Source organism: Kistimonas scapharcae, from assembly GCF_039540975.1.
GTDB classification, from domain to species: domain Bacteria; phylum Pseudomonadota; class Gammaproteobacteria; order Pseudomonadales; family Endozoicomonadaceae; genus Kistimonas; species Kistimonas scapharcae.
The window spans coordinates 23,523-44,028 of the sequence record NZ_BAABFL010000463.1 but is presented as its reverse complement, the minus strand read 5'-3'; the positions used below and the strand labels follow the sequence as shown (position 1 = coordinate 44,028).

Sequence of the window (20,506 nt, the reverse complement as noted above, 5' to 3'; positions counted from 1 at the left end):
CCCGAACTCAGCAGTGAAACGATACATCGCCGATGGTAGTGTGGGGTCTCCCCATGTGAGAGTAGGTCATCGCCAGGCTTTAAATTTCGCAAAACGTCCATATGACGGTTTGCCACAGAATTGCTTGACGGCAATAGAGAAGTGGAACCACCCGATTCCATCCCGAACTCGGAAGTGAAACGCTTTATCGCCGATGGTAGTGTGGGGTCTCCCCATGTGAGAGTAGGTCACCGTCAAGCGTCTAAATCAGAAACCCCGTAGCAGCAAGTGCTACGGGGTTTTTTGCTATCTGATTCCAATCAAATATTGGCTGTCCGTGAGAATTGAAAGGCTACGCATCGTAGAGTGAGTTGAATTCATAGCACTACGAATGATTTTCTGTCGTTGATATCAGGCTGATAGAAACTTTTGGCTACCGGAAGAGGCTGACACTCGATTGCCAGTGTATTACCCGTGCTTCCAGCCAGTTCCAGAATACCATCACACTTAACCCAATCAGGCTGAGTACCAATACCCCCGCAAAAAGAATATCCATTTGTGCCATACCACCTGCGGCCAGGATCAATGAACCGATGCCTTCCTGTGCACCCAGCATCTCCGCAGCGACGAGGACGATCAGTGCAATAGGGGTTGTCAGTCGAAAAGCAAGGAATAAGCCGGGATAGGCACCTGGCAGGATGATATGTCGAATAATTGTTTTCTTTGAAAGCTGGAAACTCCAACCCATATCCACAAGATTACCGGGAATGGCCTTAACGCCCTGATAGACACAGAACAGGGCTGGGAAAAGTACGCCTGCCATAATGGTTATGATGCGTGAACTGTCTCCAATTCCAAACAAAATGATGAAAAGTGGAAAAAGTGCGATTTTAGGTATTGGGAAAAGTAATGCCAGCCAGGGAATAAAGAGATAAAAGAGTCGGCGTGATACAGCTAAGAGTGTGCCGAGAGTTGCCCCAATGCTTATGCCAAGTAGCCAACCGGGCAGCAATCTCCCTAGTGATGCCAACGTATGTCTCCCCAGCTCTCCTGAGACCAGTAAGTCATAAAATGTTGTCAGTATTTGTGCGGGAGATGGGATTAAACCTGCCTCATTGAACAGGCTCACGCACTGCCATAATGACAATCGAGCACCCAGGCTCAACAGGGATAGCAGCCATCCACGCTTTTTATTCTCAAGCAATGGACGACCTCATTACCTGCCGGTCACTGACCTGTACTTCTTTTTTCAGGTGTTGCCAGATTTCGGATCTTAATTTATCCCGTTGATCAGGTGATAGTGAGTCAGGCAAATCCATGCAATGCAGAACCCGTGCTGGTCGTGAGGATAACAGCAACAATTGGTCTGCCAGATCAAAGGCATCGTCCAGCTGATGGGTGATCAGGATGCGTGTCATTGGCCATTGCTGACAGAGTCGATGATATTCGCCTATCAGTAATTCGCGGGTTTGGCCGTCTATAGCTGAGAAGGGCTCATCCAGTAACAGAAGCGATGGATGAATGGCCATGGCACGCGCAAGACCTGCGCGCTGCTGCATGCCGCCAGACAGTTGATAAGGAAACGTATCAGCAAAAGGTAGCAGGCCAGTTAATGTCAAGACTTCCTGAATACGTTCGCTAATGGCGTCAGGCGATAACTTATGTGGACGCAGAACCAGCGTAATATTGTCCTGTACGGTCAGCCAGGGCAGGAGGCAGAAATCCTGAAATACATAGCCTGTAATCAGGCTATGAGGTGCAGGTGTAATGCTGCCGGTATCTGGTTGAATAAGGCCTGCTATTAACTTCAATAGTGTGCTTTTACCGCTACCGGATGGCCCCAGTATGGCCGTCGTTTTTCCATCTGGAAAACCGATGTTGAGATTGTCCAGTACCATCCGGTTACCATAAGAAAAACTGAGTTGTTGAACAGACAGTGCAGTGTTTATAGATCTATTCATGGCGTGGTGAAGCTGGAAACCAGTGGCTTATCAATCACCTGATCCAGAGTGACTCGACGGTTGACCATTCCCTGTTCCTGATACCAGCGAAGCTGTTCTTCAACACTCTTCAAGTCCAGTCGAGCATCAATATCCATATAGAGGGGATAGCGCACCATTTGTTCTGCCGTCATTACCGGAGCAATGAACTGCTGCATGCTTTCGGTTACCTGCCGTAGAGGCTGCTTGCCATCCGCCAGGTTTTTGAGATTGGCTTCCGGTGGGACCTGGTTGAAACTTTCATGGTAAAGTCGGCTGCCTTTTCGAAAGGCGTGAAGAAATTTCTCCACTGTTTGGTGATCCTGCGTAAGTAGGCGCGATGACACCAGGAGCCCGGTGACCTGCCAGGGTGTTTCTTCACTCACCCAGCCGATGATGTGCCCGTTCTTTTTCTTTTCCATACGATGTGCCAGCATGCCGGGGACAATTGAGCTGTCTACCTGATCAGTTGCCAGTGCCGTGAATATTTCAGGAAAACTATGCAGTGGGATTGGCTTGATACTGCCAGAAGGAAAGGCATATTTATCGGAGATTCTGCCCGCTGTGAAATGCAGGGTTGACCCAATGTCGGTGACTGCCAGAGTGTGACCGGCCAGTTGCCTGGGGTGGTGGAGTCCTTCGCGCCAGGCTTTGTTGGAAACGACGATGGCAGAGCCTTCCCAACCGGGTTCTTCCCGGAAATTGCCGGCTATCAGCTTGAGTTTGCCGTGTCCGGCAAGATTAAAGACGGCAGCGGTGATGCCAGTCAGTCCGATATCCAGGTCGTTTGATGCGACCGCCAATGCAATTTTCTGAGCTGACGGAAAGATGTGAAATTCGGTACTGAGACCTTCCTCCTGGAAATAGCCGAAATCCTCTGCCAGTTGGAATACGCTGCCGGACTGCAGGCTCAAGGTGCCCAGACGCAGGTGTACTGGTTTATCCTTCGTATGACCATACCCTGACGACAAAAGGGCTATTCCCAAGGATAGCAGCAGGGAAAATACGGTTCTGAGTCGTTGCAAAGGTGTTCTTACCGCAGTTTTATAGCCATGGAATATCAGGTCTGGACGACCGCGCCACCAGAGTATAGTCTCAATCCGTCAGCGCGCACGGCGCCTGCGGTGCAGCATGTTTCCCCCATAACAATAAGAACATGGAGAACCGATTATGGCAGAGGAATCCATCCACACGTTTCGTGAGTTTTACCCTTATTACCTGAATGAGCACAGTCACCCTGTCTGCCGTGGATTGCACTATGTGGGCAGTCTCCTGGTGCTGGCGTTGGTGACCTATTCCCTGATTGCCGGCGATTTGGTCTGGCTGTTAGCTCTACCGGTTGTCGGCTATGGATTTGCCTGGATAGGTCACTTTGTGTTTGAGAAGAACCGTCCGGCCACTTTCCGTTATCCGTTGTACAGTTTCATGGCGGACTGGGTCATGCTGGCGGAGTTTCTGGCCGGACGTTCCCGGCATAAAACAGAGTAATTTGGTAGACTACCGCCATTTCAAACCTTTACGAGTACCTGATGGCCGTTTTCTCTGACGATGAACAACTGGCGTCATGGGAATCCCGTTTTGTGGATTACCTGCGCCACCATGAAACCGATGACCACTCCCACGATCTTTCCCATTTCCAGCGGGTATGGAAAACCGCCCAGCTGATCATGGTGGAGGATGAGCGTCCGGTTGATCGCCTGGTCGTACTGGCAGCCTGCTATTTTCACGATATTGTTTCCCTGCCCAAGGATCATCCGCAGCGTTCGGAGTCCTCGAGGCTGGCAGCGGCGAGAACCTGTGAAATCCTGAACGAACTGGCATTCCCCGCGTCGCTGATTCCTGCTGTGGCCCATGCGGTGGAAGCACACAGCTTTTCGGCGAACATCCCAACGGAAACGCCGGAAGCTGAAGTGGTTCAGGATGCTGACCGGATGGAGTCACTGGGTGCGATTGGCCTGGCGAGGGTGTTTTATACGTCCGGCAAGCTCGGTCGTCATATCTTTAACCCGGAAGATCCCTGGGCTAATCATCGTGAGCTGGATGACCGGAATTTTGGAATTGATCACTTTCCCCTGAAGCTGCTGCGTCTGGCTGATACCATGAAAACTGAAGCCGGCCGAAAGCTGGCAAGGCACAATACCGAGTATTTGAATCAGTTCCTGCAGAAGCTGGCGCGGGAGCTGGAAGGTGATTACTCCTGCTGACAGGTTCGCAATTCAGTCGATCACCTTACCCTGGCGACGTTCTTCCGGATGACGGAACCAGCCCATGCCGGCTTTCAGGGGATGGAAACCAAATTGCTGGTAAAACGGCATCTGTCCGGGTGAGGTGAACAGGATGATGTTATCCACATCCAGCTGTTCCATCAGATGACTGACGATGCGTTTGCCATAACCCTGACGCTGATAGTCAGGTCTTACTGCGATATCACAGAGCACTGCCTGATAAATGCCATCTGAAATGGCGCGTCCCAAGGCGATAAGCTGGTTGTCTTGAAATATCGCGCAGGTGGTGAGACTGTGCTGGAAAGCCTGCTCCAGCAGGTCTGGCGACCGTTCGCCCATACGGACGCGGTGGTAGATTTCTGCGGCCTGACACCAATCGATATCACTGCAATCGGTCTTGATGACCAGAGACATGGGCTGTACTTCCTGATGACACCAGCACTGCTGACAGTATAGGTGCCTGGCACGGGCGTATCGGGCGGTATTCGCCAGCCACTATTGTGGCGTGGCCAGAGCCTCGCCCATCCGGATTTTACTGCCAGGTTGGTGCTGTTCGAGCCAGCTGACCACCGGCCACGAGAAAAGAACAATCACCGTAGAGCCGAGCTTGAAACGGCCCATTTCATCCCCCCGGTTCCGGGTAATCGAGGTATCGTCGTAAAATGACCAGGTGACCTCGCGCGTGTCCGGCTTGACCTCTCCAGCCCATACCGTCTCCATACTGCCAACCACCATGGCGCCGACCATGATCACGGCCATTGGGCCATATTCGGTATCGAAGATACTGATGACCCGTTCATTTCTGGCATAGAGGTTTTCAACACTATCAGCGGTCACCTGATTGACGGAATAGAGGTCTCCCGGAACATAAGCCATTTTTCTGAGAGTACCGGTTATTGGCATATGAACCCGGTGATAATCTCCTGGAGAAAGGTAAATGGTGCTGAACAGGCCATTGTCGAAAGTGTCGGCTAGGGCATCATTGCCAGCCAACAGGGCCTTCAGGCTGTAATCATGTTTTTTAGCCTGGATGATGCGGTCATTCTCAATCCAGCCAATCTGGCTGACAGTGCCGTCAACAGGGCTGCTGACCAGGGATGGATCTTTAGGCTGGGGGCGGGCGCCATCCTTCAGTGCCCGGGTAAAGAAGTCATTGAAGTTGAGGTAATCTTCCGGGTTTTGTAATGCCGCCTCACTCATATCGATATTATTTTTCTTAATGAAGTCACGAATGAGCCAGTTTTTAAGCCAGGGCCACTGTTTTTCCGCCAGAGAATAAGCAATATCGTTAATCAGGTGATGAGGAAGGATTTCCTGAAGCCCTGGTGACAGACGATAAGAAGGATTTATCAGGGATAGTCCTGCCTCTTTTTCTGTGCTATCAGCCCCAAGTGGCTGACAGCACAGAAGAAAGATTACCAGCAAGGTGCGAGTAAACCATTGAATGCCGGACATAGGGAACCATTCCTGTCAGGTGTGTCGTGGTCATTTAGACCCTTAAAATCAGGAAAAGTTAGGCGTAAGCGTAAGAGGAGGCAAATTAGAAGGGCGATTGGCGGACAGGCAATGTGACTGTCCGCCAGCAGGTTTAACAGAAACTGCCGATGGCCTGACCCATACGTACGGTATCACCGGATTTCAGGTCATCCAGCCAGTTCATCTGGTCCTTACCGAACAGGACAATAGCTGTGGAACCCAGCTTAAATCGGCCCATCTCATCACCCCGGTTAAGGTGGATAGCCTGCCGACCGGCCTCGGTATAGTCGAAAGCTTTCAGTATTCTGCGTGGCGGTGTCACGACACCAGACCAGACCGTCTCAATACTGGCAACAATCATGGCACCGACCAGAATCACGGCCATGGGGCCCTTGTCAGTATCAAAGATGCAAACCACCCGCTCATTCCGGGCAAACAGGCGGGGCAGGTTTTCCGTGGTGGCCTGGTTAACGGAGAACAGGCGGCCAGGTACATGAATCATGCGACGCAGCGTACCACCGGCGGGCATGTGAACCCGGTGATAATCCTTGGGAGACAGGTATACCGTGGCAAATTTGCCTTCGGTGAATTCTGTGGCCAGTGCACTGTCACCACCCAGCAGTTCGGTCAGGCTGAAATCGTGACCTTTGGCCTGGTACAGGCGGCCATAGCGAATATCGCCTAACTGGCTGATGGCACCGTCAGCGGGGGAAATCACCGCATGACTGTCGGCTGGCATGGGACGGGCATCATGCTTGAGTGGCCGGGTAAAGAAGTCATTGAAATGGGCGTAAGCCTTGGGGTTTTCCTCCAGCGCTTCACGCATGTCGACGTCATACTGGCGGATGAACCACTGGATAAACGCGTTCTTGAACCAGGGAATCTGGCACTCGGCCAGGTAGTGTGTTGCACGGGAGATCAGGTGATGAGGCAGGATGGTCTGAACCGCTGCAAACAGGCGGTCGGGTAATGGGCTGTTGGTACTACTGTTATCTGTCACGGCGGTCTCTGTCATCCGTAGGGCCTTGTCGGCGTGGTTACTTATGCTTGCAGCGGCTCGTGGCGATTGTACTTCAAGCGGTTTCGATCGGGGTATCCGTTCTGTTACCCCATTCCGACCAGGAGCCGTCATAGGCCTTGATGGATGGGTATCTCAGCAATCGGGCCACCAGGTAGGTCAGGCCTGACCGGTGATGGCTCTGGCAATGGGTGATGACCTGTTTGTCAGGACTGATACCCAGCCGGGTCAGGATTTCAGGCAGATCCGTTCTGAGCCTGAAATTGCGTGCAGGATCCATAGCCTGGGTCCATTCAAAATTGATCGCCCCGGGTATGTGACCGCCTCGCATGGAAAAGGTTCGTTCGCCACTGTATTCCGCCGCTGAGCGGGCATCCCAGATGACGGTGTCGTCGTTATCCAGAGCGGTCATGATCTGCTCGGCGTGAATTCTGGGGCTTTCGTCAATACTCAGGCTGACGATGGTCGGTGTCGGAAGTGCCGGTGTGGCCTGCAGCGGGAAACGCTCCTCTAGCCAGGCACGCATACCGCCGTTCAGGTAGGACCAGCGTGTGTGGCCGATCAGATCCAGGGTCCAGATAAACCGGCCGGCCCAGCCACCGCCTTCATCATCGTAAACAACAATGTGCTGGTCGGGTTGGTAGCCAATACGTCCGAACAGGGCTTCGAGCTGATTCAGTGCTGGCAGTTTACCGGTTGCAGGAGGCTGGCCTGATACCAGTTCACCGGGCTGCACGTGGATGGCGCCGGGGATATGCATCTTCTGGTATAGGGCCGGATTACAGAGGTCAATAATCAGTAAGTCCTCGGAGCCCAGCAGAGGCTGAAGATCTTCCGGTTCCACCAGAGGCGGCAGGAGAGGCTGGCTGCTCATTATAGTTGTCATTTCCGGGGATTTGGTCGGCCTGTGATTGTACTGCAGCCATGGTCTGCTGCAAATATCACGGGTTGCGCTAAGAAAGGGATGGACTATTTTTCAGGACTAACTCACGCAGTGAGGGAACGGGAACACTGACCAATCCTGATGGTCAGACATTCTAATGGATGATGAAACAGGTTCCACTTTCGGGAACCTGGATAACAGCAGGTACCCAGCGATGATCAGTAGACCCGTTATCAGACAACTTTTCATGTGCGTAGTGCTGGTTTTTGTCCCGGTAGGCGTTCAGGCTGCAGATTACCTGTTTGCCTTTCTGGGTGGCAACGCACGGGGCGATCTCTGGCTGGTCGACAGGTCGACAGGACAGGTATTGCTGACAGAAACCGCTGACTCAAAAACCGTGGCAGAGTACACCGGTCATTACGGCAATATTGCTTTTCACCATTTTGCAGATACCGATCAACATGCCGGCTGGCTGGCAGATCACCTGATACGCAAGGCGTTACCGGAACTCCGGAGACTCGAACAATCTGGTCAGCTAAAAGTGACATCGCTTTCATTTTTGTATGCCCTTGCGGGATTGAATGCTGTGGATGGAAAGGCATCGGGCTATGATCCGGTGGCTGGAAGGCAGGCGCTGCACCAGTTCGAACAGATGGTGGATACGGCATTTCAAAGTGACGGTCGCACCATCGCTGCAATGCATGGGGTCAGTGATAGCAAACTGATATTACAGGCTATGGAGGTAGTACGGGAAACGTCCACGGGGCCTGCGGCTGATCTGGTGGTTTATGCCGATACCTATTCCATCGGTTTTTACCGGCATGATGGCGATATAAAGGTTAAGGAAAGCTTTGCTGATGATCCCGCCAGAACCCCAGCGGGTGGTTTTTTTCAGTTAGGCAAAAATGGTAGCCAGACGTTATTCAGTGAAAAGGGCGCAGAGCATCTGACAGAATCGGTTCGGCAATTCTGGGACAAGCAGGGTCGCCATTATACGGATGCTGAGCTTCAGAAGCGTTATCAGGATACCAACCGGAATGAGCTTGGTGGTGTACTGGCAGAGATGGGGACGAATCCTGTTCTCTGGCAGTTGAATGAGGGGGATGTATCGACCTTGAAGCAGCTGGTGTTTGAAACTGCCCAGGATATTGGCAAGATGTTGTCTGAGCTGGCCCCGGCATTGACGGCAGGTCAAAAGCAGCCGGTCGCTATTATTGGTTTCTACGCGGATATTTTGAATGCCTCTCCCTCTTTTTATCAGGCGCTACGCAGCGGTTTAACGGATCGCTATGAGCCGCGATTGATTCATGGCGGAGAGTTAAGCTGGGCGCTGGCGGGAGCCGCTGTCAGGCTGTTCAACGCGGTGGATGCGGTTCGTTATCCCTGAAGCGGTTCCTTGTCATAACCCGTGTTTTAATCAGTTGCCTTCCTCAAGTGATCTTACGATATGACGCCATGACGCCATGCGTCGTGGTGTGATATGCCCTTCGTCCAATGCCTTATGGATGGCGCAGCCGGGTTCCTGTTCATGGCGACAATCCCGGAACTTGCAGTGGCCAATGAAGGGATGAAACTCCCGGAAACCATGGATGACATCATCGGCATCCATATGCCAGAGGCCAAATTCCCGAATACCGGGGGAGTCGATCAGCATCCCGCCGTCCGGCATATGAAAGAGGTGTGCTGCGGTGGTGGTATGGGTGCCTTTACCGGTGCTTTCGGACAATTCGCCCACTTTGGCGTTAATACCGGGCATCAAGAGGTTCACCAGTGAGGATTTCCCTACGCCGGATTGGCCAACAAAGACGCTGGTATGCTCTTCCAACAAGGATTTAAGTGCGTCCAACCCGTGATCTGTCACTGTGGAGGCTTCCAGCATCTGATAGCCTATATCGCGATAGACCTTTAAAAGATCATCCCTTATCGCTGTTGTGTTGGTGTCATCCAGCAAATCCGTCTTGTTCAGTAGAATAACCGGTTCAATTCCCACAGACTCCGCAGCCACCAGGTAGCGGTCAATTAAATTACCGTGGGGCTCCGGAACCGGTGCAATCACCAGCACAATGTAGTCAATATTGGCAGCAACGGGCTTTAACTGGCCCCGCTGGTCGGGTCTTGCTAATTCACTGGTTCGCGGCAGGTGGGCGACGACCACGCCGGTTTTGTCCTTTCCGGGGCGCCAGACGACCCGGTCACCGGTCACCAGGGCTGGCAGGTTGGCTCTCAGGTTACAGCGAAAGGTGTTGCCAGGCTCGCCAGGAGGCTCTATATCAAGCTGTACGCCGTAGTGTGCAATCACTAACCCTTCGGTCTCAGGACCGAGATCACTGGCGCTCAATTGCTCCAGGCTCTTTTGCTCCCGGCGTGCAGCGCGCTCTGCACGTTCATCCTGGATTTTTTTTATGCGCCAATTTTGTCTGCGGTTCAGTCTTCGTTTTGACATGGTTTAGACTGTAAGAAGATATGCCGGATTTTCAGGTGGGCAGGCATTAAGCCTGAGGAAGTATGGCAGATACAGGGACATGTAGTTTGCATGGTGCCAAAAGTGCAGATTATGATGAACCATCGATTATGAATCAACTAAAGACCTGATAGGCAGTTTAATGGTACAAGCAGACAATCTGGTGTGGATCGATCTGGAGATGACCGGTCTTAATCCGGACACTGATCGCATCCTGGAGGTCGCAACGATCATCACCGACGGTGAGCTCAATGAGCTGGCGGTTGGTCCGGTCATTGCGGTGCATCAGCCAGACTCGGTGCTGAATGCAATGGATGATTGGTGTATCAAAACCCATGGCCAGACCGGCCTGACGGACAGGGTCAGGAAAAGTACCATCTCAGAACAGGAAGCAGAAAAGCAAACTCTGGATTTCATCCGTCAATATGTTGACCCGCGGGTCAGTCCGATGTGTGGCAACAGCATCGGTCAGGATCGTCGTTTCCTGCACCGCTTCATGCGTGATCTCCATGATTATTTCCACTATCGCAATATTGATGTCAGTACTGTGAAGGAACTGGCGCGCCGCTGGCGTCCGGATGTATTTAATGGTGTCGTGAAGGCCGGCTCGCACAAGGCGCTGGATGATATCCGCGAATCCATTGCTGAGATGCGTTACTACCGTGAACATTTTATCAAGATGAAGTGATCCCCCGAAAGGCTGGTTTTCCAGCCTTTTTTATGTTGATGTTTCTCCCTGCTGCTTCATTTTCCTTGCTTAATACCCGAAGACACTCTTTTACAGATCCCTTACGCAAGTAGCCCCTCGTGTTCAGGTAAGGTTCAGTGACCCTACCGTATTCTTGTTCCCGAGTTCAGATGTAATAACGCACCACGCTGGACACGGCCTCATCAGAACAGGCAGTCCCTGGCAGAGCCGGCCAGCAACAAAGAACAGACGAGGAGAACGACCATGAAAAAGATTGCAGCCATTGCTCTTGCCGGTGTTACTGCTATGGGTGTTGCTACTGTACAGGCCGATACGTTTGTCGGATTGGTCGCCGGTTCCCACAGCGCAGACCTGCAGACCCCCAGTGGTCTGAAAGGCACCAACAATAGCTTCGACAATATCATCAAGAATGATGGCCTCTATGGTATCCGTGTTGGTCAGCAGAACGATGGCTACCGGTTCTACGCGACGTACGACAATGCGTCCAACAGCTATCGCCAGTACAAGATGCGCCAGGAAAACCTGACTGTATCTCTGGACAAGACCTTTGATGTTGGCACTGGCGGTACCCAACTGTTTGCCGGCGCCACCACCGGTATCACCAAGCTGACCCACGAGTCCAAGGACATGCGTCGTGATAATGACCTGGGCTACGCCATGGGTCTGCAGGCCGGTGTCGTCCAGAAGCTGAGTTCCAACTTCTCCGTTGAGGGTGGCTACCGCTACATGCGCCATAATGCCAAGGTTGATGTGAAGGAGCATGGTGGTGACAAGCTGGGCTCCTCCAAGCTGAAGAGCTCTGATACCTGGTTCCTCTCCGCCAACTACCACTTCTGATTGTGTCGTTAACCGGGCCTGCCATGCAGGCCCGGTTACCTTTCTTCGCTTAACCTGTCATCACGACAGAGGTATCATTCAAACGTTGTCGTTTATAGGGGCGCAGTCATGAACGTATTGCTGGTGGAAGATGATGACCTACTGCGTCACCACCTGGGGTATCAGCTGGAGAGTCTGGGGTTTCGTGTCTATGCAGCGCCGGAAGCGCGGGAAGCCCTGTTTTTCAGTGATGAATACGCCTTCGATGTCGCTATTATCGACCTGGGTCTGCCAGGGATGGATGGCATCGACTTGATCAAAACCCTGCGCCAGCGAGGCCGTACCTACCCCATCCTGATTTTGACGGCGCGTGGAAACTGGGAGGATAAGGTGAACGGACTGGAAGCCGGTGGCGATGATTATGTCGTCAAACCATTCCAGTTTGAGGAGCTCAAGGCCAGGCTGAATGCCTTGATTCGTCGTGCATCAGGCTTCAGTCATCCCAAAATTGCCGCAGGTCTCTACCGGTTGGATCTGTCTGCCAAGAAAGCCTGGGTCGGTGAAACCGAGCTGGTGCTGACGGCGTATGAATACAAAATTCTTGAATACCTGATGCGTCATGACCAACAGGTGGTGTCCAAAACCAGCCTGATGGAGCAGCTATATGCGGATGATGACCGCGACAGCAATGTACTGGAAGTGCTTGTTGGACGACTACGCCGGAAGTTGTCCCAGGCGGGTGGCGACAGCCCGATCGATACCATCCGGGGGCAGGGCTACCTGTTTAAACTGTCATGTTCGTAGGACGTTCACTCAAGTTCCGGGTACTGCTGGCGTTCGGTGTCGCCATGATACTGGTCTGGGCGGTCAATGCAGTGACGGATATTGAGTCGTTCAAGAACTTCATGTTTGATACCACAAAACGACAACTCTCATCGGATGCCAATGTGTTGCTGACGGCGGCTCGTATTAAAAACGGCCAGCTGATCATGCCACGTGAACTGCCTGATGAGAAATTTAATCAGGTGGAGTCACGGGTTCTTGGCATGATTTACAATAAAGAAGGTGAACTGCTGTGGCGCTCTCGTTCCACGCTTGATGAACCGTTACCCTATCAGCCCGTGTATAACGAGCATGAGAACTTTTTTGATTTGATTGAAGGGGATGGGGGCAGTTATTTTGTTTACGACATTGACCTGGTTTTAAAAACCGGTCGTGAATCCATGCCGTTGATTTTTGTCACTATCAAACCCGCACAGGAATATGAACAGAACCTGCGTTACTTCAAGCATGAGATGCTGTTCTGGTCGTTGGTTCGCGGTGGTGTAATGTTGCTGGTGCTCTGGTTGGCCATGTATTGGAGTCTGATTCCCATCAAGCAGCTGGTTGCTCGCCTGAAAGATATTGAGTCCGGCGAGAATGACCAGCTGACCGGACATTATCCCCTGGAAATTGCCCGACTGACCAACGCACTGAATCGCCTGCTGAGCAATGAACAACGCCAGAGGGAACGGTATCGTGATACGATGGCTGACCTTGCCCACAGTCTGAAGACTCCGCTGGCCGTTTTACAGAGTACGGGCCATACCCTGCATATGCAGCGTGAAACGATTACCCAGGAGGGGCTGGCGGAACTGGAAGAAACCATTGATGAACAGGTGCAGCGGATGAACCAGATTGTTGGTTATCAGTTGCAGCGTGCCGTGACACGGCATCGGTCATTGATCAGAAACCAGGTATCCGTTGTAAAAAGTGTAGAGCGTATCCGCAATACGCTGTGCAAGGTCTATCGGGACAAGCAGGTTCAGGCTGATATCCAGATCAGTGAGGATTGCCTGTTCACAGGCAACGAGCAGGACCTGATGGAAGTCATGGGTAATCTACTTGAAAATGCCTGGCGTTTGAGTCTGCAGAAAGTCAGGGTCAGTGCCCATGTCGTCAGAGATCGTGAAGCGGGTAGTCATGACAAACGACTGGAGTTGCTTATCGAAGATGATGGCCCCGGCGTGCCGGAGGATCGTCGAGATGTGATCCTGCAGCGCGGTGTCCGGGCCGACAGCCGGACACCGGGACAGGGATTAGGCTTAGCGGTAGTACTCGATATTATTGAGCATTATGACGGCACCCTGACCATTGATGACTCCGATTTGGGTGGTGCACTGTTCCGTATTTCACTCGCGAGTTGACTATTGTCGGACTGACATCAGGCGCGTTACTGACCTTCCCGGGCCATGATAAGTGCCCCAGATAACGCATCGCCCTTAGGTTCAACAATATAAGGGAGCAACGATTCTGGTAGCCATGGACGTATAAAACCGCTGATGCCTCCGACCAGTGCACAATGTTCGACACCTTTATCGAGTAATGCACGAATCATGGCAGCAGCGTCCTCTGCTGCTGCCTGTAACAGTTGTATGGCCAGAGAATCTTTTTTATCGACATGGTCAAAGATAACGGGGGCGAATGCGCCGTAGTCTCTGGGTAGTGCATGTGTCTGCCAGGCTATGATTGCTTCCGGTGAATGATCGAAATGGGCCATCAGTGCAGAACAGAGCGGTGTTCCCGGTACAATGCCTTCGTGGGCTCGCAGGGCATAGCTGAGGGCGTCCAGCCCCAAACGGGCACCGCTGGCATGATCTGATATCGGAAAGCCCCAGCCACCAACACTGCCTGACTCATCATCACGAATCCAGAAACCGCAGGAGCCGGTTCCCATAATCAGGATACTGCCGTTGGCTCCGTCAAAGGCACCCAGACATGCCGTATAGGCATCGCTTCGCATCACGAGAGAAGCAAAGGGAAAGCCCCACTGCATAACCGCATTACGGTCATTAATGTGGTTGATACCGGCCAGGCCAAAGCCGGCCACCATACGTTGCATGTCGTCTTCGTGCAGGCCGGCCTGCTGCAGTGCCTGCCGGGTCGCTGACAAGATATTGTTGCAGGCTTGATCCAGCCCAAAGCGCGGATTGGCAATACCGGTCAACCCTTCACCCAGTACCTGTCCATCACCGTTGCAGAGACGGGCCCGACAGGAAGTGCCGCCACCATCAATACCCAGAAAGAGTTTTTCCGTCATGACCTGTGTTCCGATTGTTGTTTTGTCTGTCCTGTGTCGTTAGCTCAGTGAATGGCCAGACAGTTATGGCAACGTTGCCATGATGTGGCGGGGAAGGTAAAGCCTGATAGTCAGACGTGGTCATAGAGGGTTGCTTGTCAGCTGTTGATTCGATTGTGAAAAGCATAGAAAGGGGGCATTTATGCCCCCAGATGGAATGCTTGATTATTCCACTTTGGCGATCGCTCGCTTCAGGCATATGGCGGCGCCGCCCCAGGTGATGCCCAGGCCAAAGAGCATCATGATGATTGCTGCTGTCGACATATCAGGCCTCCGTAGTCAGGGTTTGATCGTTAAACCGGGTTGCCAGTGTGACGGCGATGATCGCCATTGTTGCCAGCATGCCCCAGCCAATCCACAGGATTTCACTCTCAGAATAGCCTCCGTAATTGGTGGACAGATCTGTTACCAGGTTGCTGATAACCAGTATTGAGAGTAATCCTGTGCAGAGGTAACGGATGCAGAATTCCCACCATCGCCCGATCGAAAATTCCGATAACCGGTTAATGTGGTTGCGCATGCCATCAAGGCGTAACAGGAGTGACAGGCAGATCAATTCTGCAAGACAGCTGCCCAATATGCCGAAGTTGTTGATGAAGTGATCCACCAGATCCAGCAACAGCAGGCCGCCGTTGGTCGCGTAAGCCAGTGAAATCAGTGCGCCGCCTCCACACAACAGGCTCGCCGTTTTCCGCCGGCTCCAGCCGGTTTTATCCATGACCGAAGAGGTAATGGCTTCCATGATGGAAATATGCGAGCTGACACCGGCAACTAAAAGAGACGCAAAGAAGAGGGGACCCAACAGCCAGGGCATGGGCAGCAGGTTGATGGCGGTAGGGATGGTGACAAACGCAAGGCCAACACCGGAGCTGACCACCTCTGTCAGCGGTTTACCCTGTTCAGCAGCCATGTAGCCCAATACCGAAAAGATCATGATACCTGCCAGCATGGAGAAGCCGCAGTTGATAAACACGGTCATGAAGGCGTTATTGTTGATATCGGATTTTTCTGGCAGGTAGCTGGAATAGGCGATCATGATCGCGAAGCCAACACTTAATGTGAAGAATATCTGACCAAAGGCGTCTGCCCACACCCTTGTGTTAAGCAGGGCGCTGAAGTCTGGCCGGAACAGCCAGTCTACACCGTGGGTGGCGCCTGGTAATGTCAGTACCCGCGTGGTCAGGATAAGGACCATGATAAACAGAAGCGGAATCATTACTTTGCCGAGCCGTTCGATGCCGCCACGAATCCCGGTAAAGGTTGCAAAGAAGCTGAAGCTCCAGGCTACCAGTAACGGCACGACAATCGACCACTGTAGTGTACCAAGCGATGACGGGCTGTTATCGCTACTCAGCTTGAGGTAAGAACCAAAGAAAAAGGCGTTGGCGTCATTTCCCCAGCTCTGGGTAAAGGAGAACATCAGGTAGGAAAGCGACCAACCAATGACCGCAATGTAATAGCAGGCAATCACGGCGGCGACCATCACCTGGAACCAGCCCAGGATTTCCATGCGCGGATGTAGGGGCGCAAACGTCATTGGAGCCGACGCCCGGTATTTATGGCCCAGGCCAAACTCCAGAATCATAAAAGGAATACCGGCTGCCAGCATAGCGACCAGGTAAGGAATAAGAAAAGCCCCGCCACCATTTTCATAGGCCATATACGGGAAACGCCAGATATTGCCCAGCCCGATGGCGGAACCGACTGCGGCAAGAATAAACCCGGTGCGCGATGCCCACTGCTCTCGTTTCATGAAGCCTCCGAAACGACACGAGAAAAGTCAGGGTGTAGTCGTGGATTGCCGCAGGGTGGTCTTGTAATACCCGGGTTATCTGTTTCATGCCACAGGGATGGTTGCAGGCACGAAGACGCGGCTTTCGCAGCCGGGTAAGGCTGTCTCGCATAGAAATAGCAGAACTGTTACCGGTGTTTTTTGACGAGTATCAATAAGCCGGCTAGCTCGAAATAAATCGGTCGGGCTTTCTGGCGGCATCTACACTCGATGCATGATATTGATTGGCAGTAACGCGCAGGGGCTGGCCATGTATACCATTTTGATTACCGGGGCAAACCGCGGGCTTGGGCTGGGTTTTGTCCGCCATTATGCAGAGCAGGGCATGACGATTATTGCTACCTGCCGCGAGCCTGACAAAGCCACGGAACTTCAGGCGCTGGCGGAACAGTTTTCTCATATTGCCATTGAAGCGCTGGATATCTGTGACTATGCCGCAGTGATCAGGTTGTCAGAAAAGTATGCGGATTATTGTATTGATATTCTGATCAATAACGCAGGGATACTGGTTTCGGTCAATACGGCATACGACGCTGAAACATGGTTAAAGTCACTGGAGACTAATGCGGTTGCGCCAATGATCCTGACTCAGGCGTTCCTTCCTCAGGTGAAACGCAGTGCTATTCATAAAGTCGTATTTATCAGTAGCAGCTACGGCAGCATTGAACTGGCGACAGCGGAAGGCAGTATTTATTACCGAAGCGCAAAAGCGGCGTTGAATATGGCGGTCAGACGTTTTGCACTTGATTATACCTATCTTGAAATCACAGCAGTTTGTCTGTGCCCCGGTTGGGTACGAACGGATATGGGCGGTGTGAATGCTGAGCTGTCAGTCGATGACAGTATTGCAGCGATGGTAACGACAATTGCAGGTCTGGAATCGGAACACCATGGGCAGTTCCTTAATCAATATGGCGATTTTGTCCCCTGGTAATTAACATTGTTGTTTTGTAGTACGTTATGTATGGCTGGTCTTGTTCAGCCATACATAACGTAAATTCGTTACATCGGGCAGGCTATTACAAGTGGGCGAAAGAGGTACTGTGCGTCGATGCCTTACTGCCATGCTTATTCAGATAAGCGATGCTTCTTTCAAGATCATCCGCCAGCATCATTCCCATATCCATACCTGTTCCGTTGCGAATCATAATTCGCTGTATGGTCTCTGTTTCCCGTCCAAGAGGCATTTTATAAGACGCAATCTGCCAGCCACGCATACGAATATGGTCGCTTAGTTCATACAAGGTGAAAGGGCTGGCGGCTTCATCCTGTAATGTATAACAGAGTCCGGGTATACCATTGCTGCCATCATAAAGTATGGTGAAGATTCCCATGGCTTCTATCCGCTTGGTTAACGCTCTGGCGACTTCACGACAATTGTTGTGGATGCTGAAATACCCTTCCCATCCAAGCCTCAGGAAGTTGTAATACTGGGCAACGATCTGCCCACCGGGACGACTGAAGTTCAGGGCAAAGGTCGGCATGTTGCCGCCAAGGTAGTCCACATTGAAGATCAGTTCTTCCGGCAGGTCTGCCGTATGTTGCCAGACGACCCAGCCGACACCGAGTGGACTGAGTCCAAACTTGTGGCCGGAAGCATTAATGGATTTCACCCGGGGCAGGCGGAAATCCCATACCAGGTCCGGGTCAATGAAGGGACAGAGGAAACCGCCGCTTGCCGCATCAACATGCACCGGAATATCCAGACCTTTGTCCTGTTGCAGTCGATCCAGTGCTTCACAGATTTCCTTGACCGGTTCATAAGCCAGGGTGTAGGTCAGCCCCTGGGTGGGAACGACACCGATGGTGTTTTCATCGCAGAAGTCCGCAATCTGATCGGCTGTGATGCCGACTTCATTTTTCTTAATGGGTATCTGGCGTTGCTCGACATCGAAATAGCGGCAGAACTTGTCCCAGCAGATTTGTACCGGCCCGGTGACGAGATTGGGCTTGTCGGCGGATTTTCCTTCCGCCTCGCGCTTCAGCCGCCATTTCCATTTCAGTGCCAAACCGCCAAGCATGGCCGCTTCACTGGAGCCGGTTGTAGAACAACCGATCGTTGTTGCGGATTCCGGTGAGTTCCATAAGTCCGCAAGAATATGCACACAGCGTTGTTCAATTTCGGCCGTCTGTGGATATTCATCCTTATCGATCATGTTCTTGGTGATGGAAAGATCCATCAGGTAATGGATTTCTTCTTCGACATCGGTCTGGCAGAAGGTGGCCAGATTCATTTTGGCATTGCCGTCGAGCAGTAGTTCATCACGGATAAAATCCTTGATAAAGCGTGGGCTCGTGCTTTTTTCCGGCAGTTTATATTTTGACAGTGGCTCCAGATCGACGTTGGATCCAAAACTGGTGGCGAAGACATTCACATTGGTAGAGCGGTGATGTAAAGGCATGACGGGTTCCTGTTAATTTAACAACGCTGTGATAAACGATGGACAGGTGTTTACTGGTCAGACGCCTGTCGCCAGGAAGGTTTTTTCAACATGTCGATAACAAAGGCCAGGCCGGTAAAGACGACTGTACCGACTACGACAATCATCACGTAGGTGTTTGGGCTGCCTATGGGGAGATTGCTGGGAGGAAAGAAGGAGACAATGAAGGCAAACAGGACCCCGAGAAAGCCTAGTCCACCGATACAGATCATTCCGCCGTTGCCGCCCGGAACCTTGTAGGGTCGCTCCATGTCCGGTTTGGTGAAACGCAGACGGATGGCTGCAGCATACATCATCATGTACATAATCAGGTACAGGGAGATGGTCATGACGCTGATCAGGAAAAAGGCGACACTGACATTGTCAAAAACAAAGTAAATACACGACAGAATCGTAACCAGCAGGCCTTGCAGGAGCAGGATGTTGCTTGGGATGCCCTGGTCATTACTCTTGGCAAGTGCTGGTGGCAGGTGGCCCAGGCGGGCAGTCCAGAGCAGCCCTTTGCTGGGGCCGCTGATCCAGGACATGACACCACCCAGTGCGCCGATAGCCAGCAGGGCACACAGCAGGCGGTTCCAGTCGGCCAGCCCTACCTTGTCAAGCATGATATGCGTGGCGGCCATCAGGCCGGATTGAAGGTCAATGGCGTCTGCCGGCATCACTGTAGCAATTGCCAGGGAGCCGAGGGTGAACAGTATGAAAATGATCAGGGCGGCAATCAGCATCGCGGTAGGAAACTCGGTCTTCGGGTTTGCCATCTCATTGGCATGGACGGCATGCACCTCAACCCCGGCAAACAACAAAATAATCCCTCCCAGGAACGCAAGGTTCCCGAAACTGTTGAACTCGGGCCAGAACCGCGGGTGCACCTTACCGCCTTCTAGGGCGATCAGTCCGGTGTCTTTGGTGGTCAGGTGTTCAAAAGCGATGGGATTGCCATGATCAATCCATACAAGTGCGAGGATGATGACGACGATGCCCGGCAAGATCGTGCCGAGCAGGAAGCTGCTGCTGGTGACCTTGGCAATGACATCGGTTCCCTTGAACGTCATCCAGGTGGCGAACCAATAGAAAATAATGCAGAAAATACCGACATAATAGCGGTCATTCGCGAGTTCCGGCCGGGCAATCAGATAGGCGATGCCTGCTGCGGCAAATGACATCACCGTTGGATACCAGACGACGTTCTGTATCCATTGCAACCATATGGCAATGAAGCCTGCCCTTGGGCCGAACGCCTGTTCAACCCAGGTATAGACACCCCCTCCCTGATTGGAGAACGCGCTGCCCAGCTCTGCGGCGACCAGTGCTGCAGGCAACAGGAACATGATGGTGGAAAAACCAATGTAGAAGAACATGGTCATTTCTTCCTTTGCCATCATGGGCAGCCCCCTCAGGCTGATGACCGCTGCGGCGGTCATCAGCGCGATGGACATAATCGATAAGCGTTTTGCAGGTTTACTCGATACGGTGGCCATAATCGTGTTCTTGTCTTGGACGAAAGGAAGTGGAGTAAGAGGGTGGGATCCGGTTATTCAGTTGATCATGATTAGCAATGAATGCCAGTAAGTACTAAGGCTCATTTCCTGACACGAAGTCGTCAATTCTC

The 20,506-nt window shown here is 52.2% G+C and carries 21 protein-coding genes and 2 rRNA genes; 10 read left to right on the top strand and 13 right to left on the bottom strand.

The genetic code is table 11. The features are described from left to right. Positions 1-78, top strand: a 5S ribosomal RNA gene (rrf, locus tag ABD892_RS27185); the annotation flags it as partial. A gap of 45 nt (positions 79-123) precedes the next feature. Further along, positions 124-239 (top strand): 5S ribosomal RNA (rrf, locus tag ABD892_RS21835). Between the two features lie 173 nt (positions 240-412). Here rrf (ABD892_RS21835) and ABD892_RS21830 read toward each other — a convergent pair. The 3 genes from ABD892_RS21830 to ABD892_RS21820 are packed head-to-tail and all read right to left on the bottom strand — an operon-like array spanning position 413 to position 2,983. Further along, entirely contained in the window at positions 413-1,183 is a 771-nt protein-coding gene (locus tag ABD892_RS21830) for an ABC transporter permease (RefSeq protein WP_345198287.1), read from the bottom strand. Further along, a complete protein-coding gene (locus tag ABD892_RS21825) occupies positions 1,176-1,940 on the bottom strand; it encodes an ABC transporter ATP-binding protein (protein ID WP_345198285.1) in 765 nt (254 codons plus the stop codon). Before ABD892_RS21825 ends, ABD892_RS21830 begins: the two co-directional genes overlap by 8 nt. Beyond that, positions 1,937-2,983, bottom strand: coding sequence for an ABC transporter substrate-binding protein (locus ABD892_RS21820; protein WP_345198284.1), 1,047 nt, complete (start codon positions 2,981-2,983; stop codon positions 1,937-1,939). The genes ABD892_RS21825 and ABD892_RS21820 overlap by 4 nt, the downstream gene beginning before the upstream one ends. 145 nt (positions 2,984-3,128) lie before the next feature. On the opposite strand from ABD892_RS21820, the gene ABD892_RS21815 reads away from it, so the two are divergent. Next, positions 3,129-3,446, top strand: a complete 318-nt coding sequence (locus tag ABD892_RS21815; protein WP_345198283.1) for an Mpo1-like protein — start codon at positions 3,129-3,131, stop codon at positions 3,444-3,446. A 41-nt stretch (positions 3,447-3,487) separates the two neighbouring features. Continuing rightward, the gene (locus tag ABD892_RS21810) at positions 3,488-4,162 is read left to right on the top strand and encodes a phosphohydrolase (protein WP_345198282.1); all 675 of its coding nucleotides are present in this window, start codon (positions 3,488-3,490) and stop codon (positions 4,160-4,162) included. 12 nt (positions 4,163-4,174) lie between these two features. On the opposite strand, the gene ABD892_RS21805 is transcribed toward ABD892_RS21810, so the two are convergent. The 4 genes from ABD892_RS21805 to ABD892_RS21790 all read right to left on the bottom strand — a co-directional run bounded on the left by ABD892_RS21805 (position 4,175) and on the right by ABD892_RS21790 (position 7,551). After that, positions 4,175-4,597, bottom strand: coding sequence for a GNAT family N-acetyltransferase (locus ABD892_RS21805; RefSeq protein ID WP_345198281.1), 423 nt, complete (start codon positions 4,595-4,597; stop codon positions 4,175-4,177). An 81-nt stretch (positions 4,598-4,678) separates the two neighbouring features. Then, a complete protein-coding gene (asd, locus tag ABD892_RS21800) occupies positions 4,679-5,638 on the bottom strand; it encodes an archaetidylserine decarboxylase (RefSeq protein WP_345198280.1) in 960 nt (319 codons plus the stop codon). Between the two features lie 133 nt (positions 5,639-5,771). Beyond that, positions 5,772-6,674 carry an archaetidylserine decarboxylase gene (asd, locus tag ABD892_RS21795; RefSeq protein ID WP_345198279.1) on the bottom strand — a complete coding sequence of 301 codons (903 nt, stop codon included), beginning with the start codon at positions 6,672-6,674 and terminating at the stop codon, positions 5,772-5,774. Positions 6,675-6,732: 58 nt separating this feature from the next. Beyond that, positions 6,733-7,551: a sulfurtransferase gene (locus ABD892_RS21790; protein WP_345198278.1), complete on the bottom strand. Its 819-nt coding sequence runs from the start codon at positions 7,549-7,551 to the stop codon at positions 6,733-6,735. Between the two features lie 223 nt (positions 7,552-7,774). Here ABD892_RS21790 and ABD892_RS21785 point away from each other — a divergent pair, with 223 nt between their 5' ends. Beyond that, a complete protein-coding gene (locus ABD892_RS21785) occupies positions 7,775-8,947 on the top strand; it encodes a hypothetical protein (RefSeq protein ID WP_345198277.1) in 1,173 nt (390 codons plus the stop codon). Between the two features lie 30 nt (positions 8,948-8,977). On the opposite strand, the gene rsgA is transcribed toward ABD892_RS21785, so the two are convergent. Then, positions 8,978-10,003, bottom strand: a complete 1,026-nt coding sequence (gene rsgA / locus ABD892_RS21780) for a small ribosomal subunit biogenesis GTPase RsgA (RefSeq protein ID WP_345198276.1) — start codon at positions 10,001-10,003, stop codon at positions 8,978-8,980. Between the two features lie 160 nt (positions 10,004-10,163). On the opposite strand from rsgA, the gene orn reads away from it, so the two are divergent. The 4 genes from orn to ABD892_RS21760 all read left to right on the top strand — a co-directional run bounded on the left by orn (position 10,164) and on the right by ABD892_RS21760 (position 13,732). Continuing rightward, a complete protein-coding gene (gene orn / locus ABD892_RS21775) occupies positions 10,164-10,709 on the top strand; it encodes an oligoribonuclease (RefSeq protein ID WP_345198275.1) in 546 nt (181 codons plus the stop codon). 264 nt (positions 10,710-10,973) lie between these two features. Further along, entirely contained in the window at positions 10,974-11,567 is a 594-nt protein-coding gene (locus tag ABD892_RS21770) for a hypothetical protein (RefSeq protein WP_345198274.1), read from the top strand. A 108-nt stretch (positions 11,568-11,675) separates the two neighbouring features. Continuing rightward, positions 11,676-12,350: a response regulator gene (locus ABD892_RS21765; protein WP_345198273.1), complete on the top strand. Its 675-nt coding sequence runs from the start codon at positions 11,676-11,678 to the stop codon at positions 12,348-12,350. Then, positions 12,341-13,732 carry an ATP-binding protein gene (locus tag ABD892_RS21760; protein ID WP_345198272.1) on the top strand — a complete coding sequence of 464 codons (1,392 nt, stop codon included), beginning with the start codon at positions 12,341-12,343 and terminating at the stop codon, positions 13,730-13,732. The genes ABD892_RS21765 and ABD892_RS21760 overlap by 10 nt, the downstream gene beginning before the upstream one ends. Before the next feature lie 26 nt (positions 13,733-13,758). Here ABD892_RS21760 and ABD892_RS21755 read toward each other — a convergent pair whose 3' ends face one another. From ABD892_RS21755 to ABD892_RS21745, 3 genes are all read right to left on the bottom strand, one after another. Further along, positions 13,759-14,625 carry a glucosamine kinase nucleotide-binding domain-containing protein gene (locus ABD892_RS21755; protein ID WP_345198271.1) on the bottom strand — a complete coding sequence of 289 codons (867 nt, stop codon included), beginning with the start codon at positions 14,623-14,625 and terminating at the stop codon, positions 13,759-13,761. A 204-nt stretch (positions 14,626-14,829) separates the two neighbouring features. Then, on the bottom strand, positions 14,830-14,928 hold the full coding sequence (locus tag ABD892_RS21750; protein ID WP_345198270.1) for a MetS family NSS transporter small subunit: 99 nt from the start codon (positions 14,926-14,928) through the stop codon (positions 14,830-14,832). Position 14,929: 1 nt separating this feature from the next. Beyond that, complete coding sequence (locus ABD892_RS21745) at positions 14,930-16,417, bottom strand: sodium-dependent transporter (protein WP_345198269.1); 1,488 nt, start codon at positions 16,415-16,417, stop codon at positions 14,930-14,932. A 289-nt stretch (positions 16,418-16,706) separates the two neighbouring features. Between ABD892_RS21745 and ABD892_RS21740 the strand changes: the two genes are divergently transcribed. After that, positions 16,707-17,390, top strand: a complete 684-nt coding sequence (locus ABD892_RS21740; RefSeq protein ID WP_345198268.1) for an SDR family oxidoreductase — start codon at positions 16,707-16,709, stop codon at positions 17,388-17,390. Between the two features lie 85 nt (positions 17,391-17,475). Here ABD892_RS21740 and gad read toward each other — a convergent pair whose 3' ends face one another. Further along, positions 17,476-18,858, bottom strand: a complete 1,383-nt coding sequence (gad, locus tag ABD892_RS21735; RefSeq protein ID WP_345198267.1) for a glutamate decarboxylase — start codon at positions 18,856-18,858, stop codon at positions 17,476-17,478. A 50-nt stretch (positions 18,859-18,908) separates the two neighbouring features. Next, on the bottom strand, positions 18,909-20,375 hold the full coding sequence (locus tag ABD892_RS21730; RefSeq protein WP_345198265.1) for an amino acid permease: 1,467 nt from the start codon (positions 20,373-20,375) through the stop codon (positions 18,909-18,911). Between the last annotated feature and the right edge of the window lie 131 nt (positions 20,376-20,506).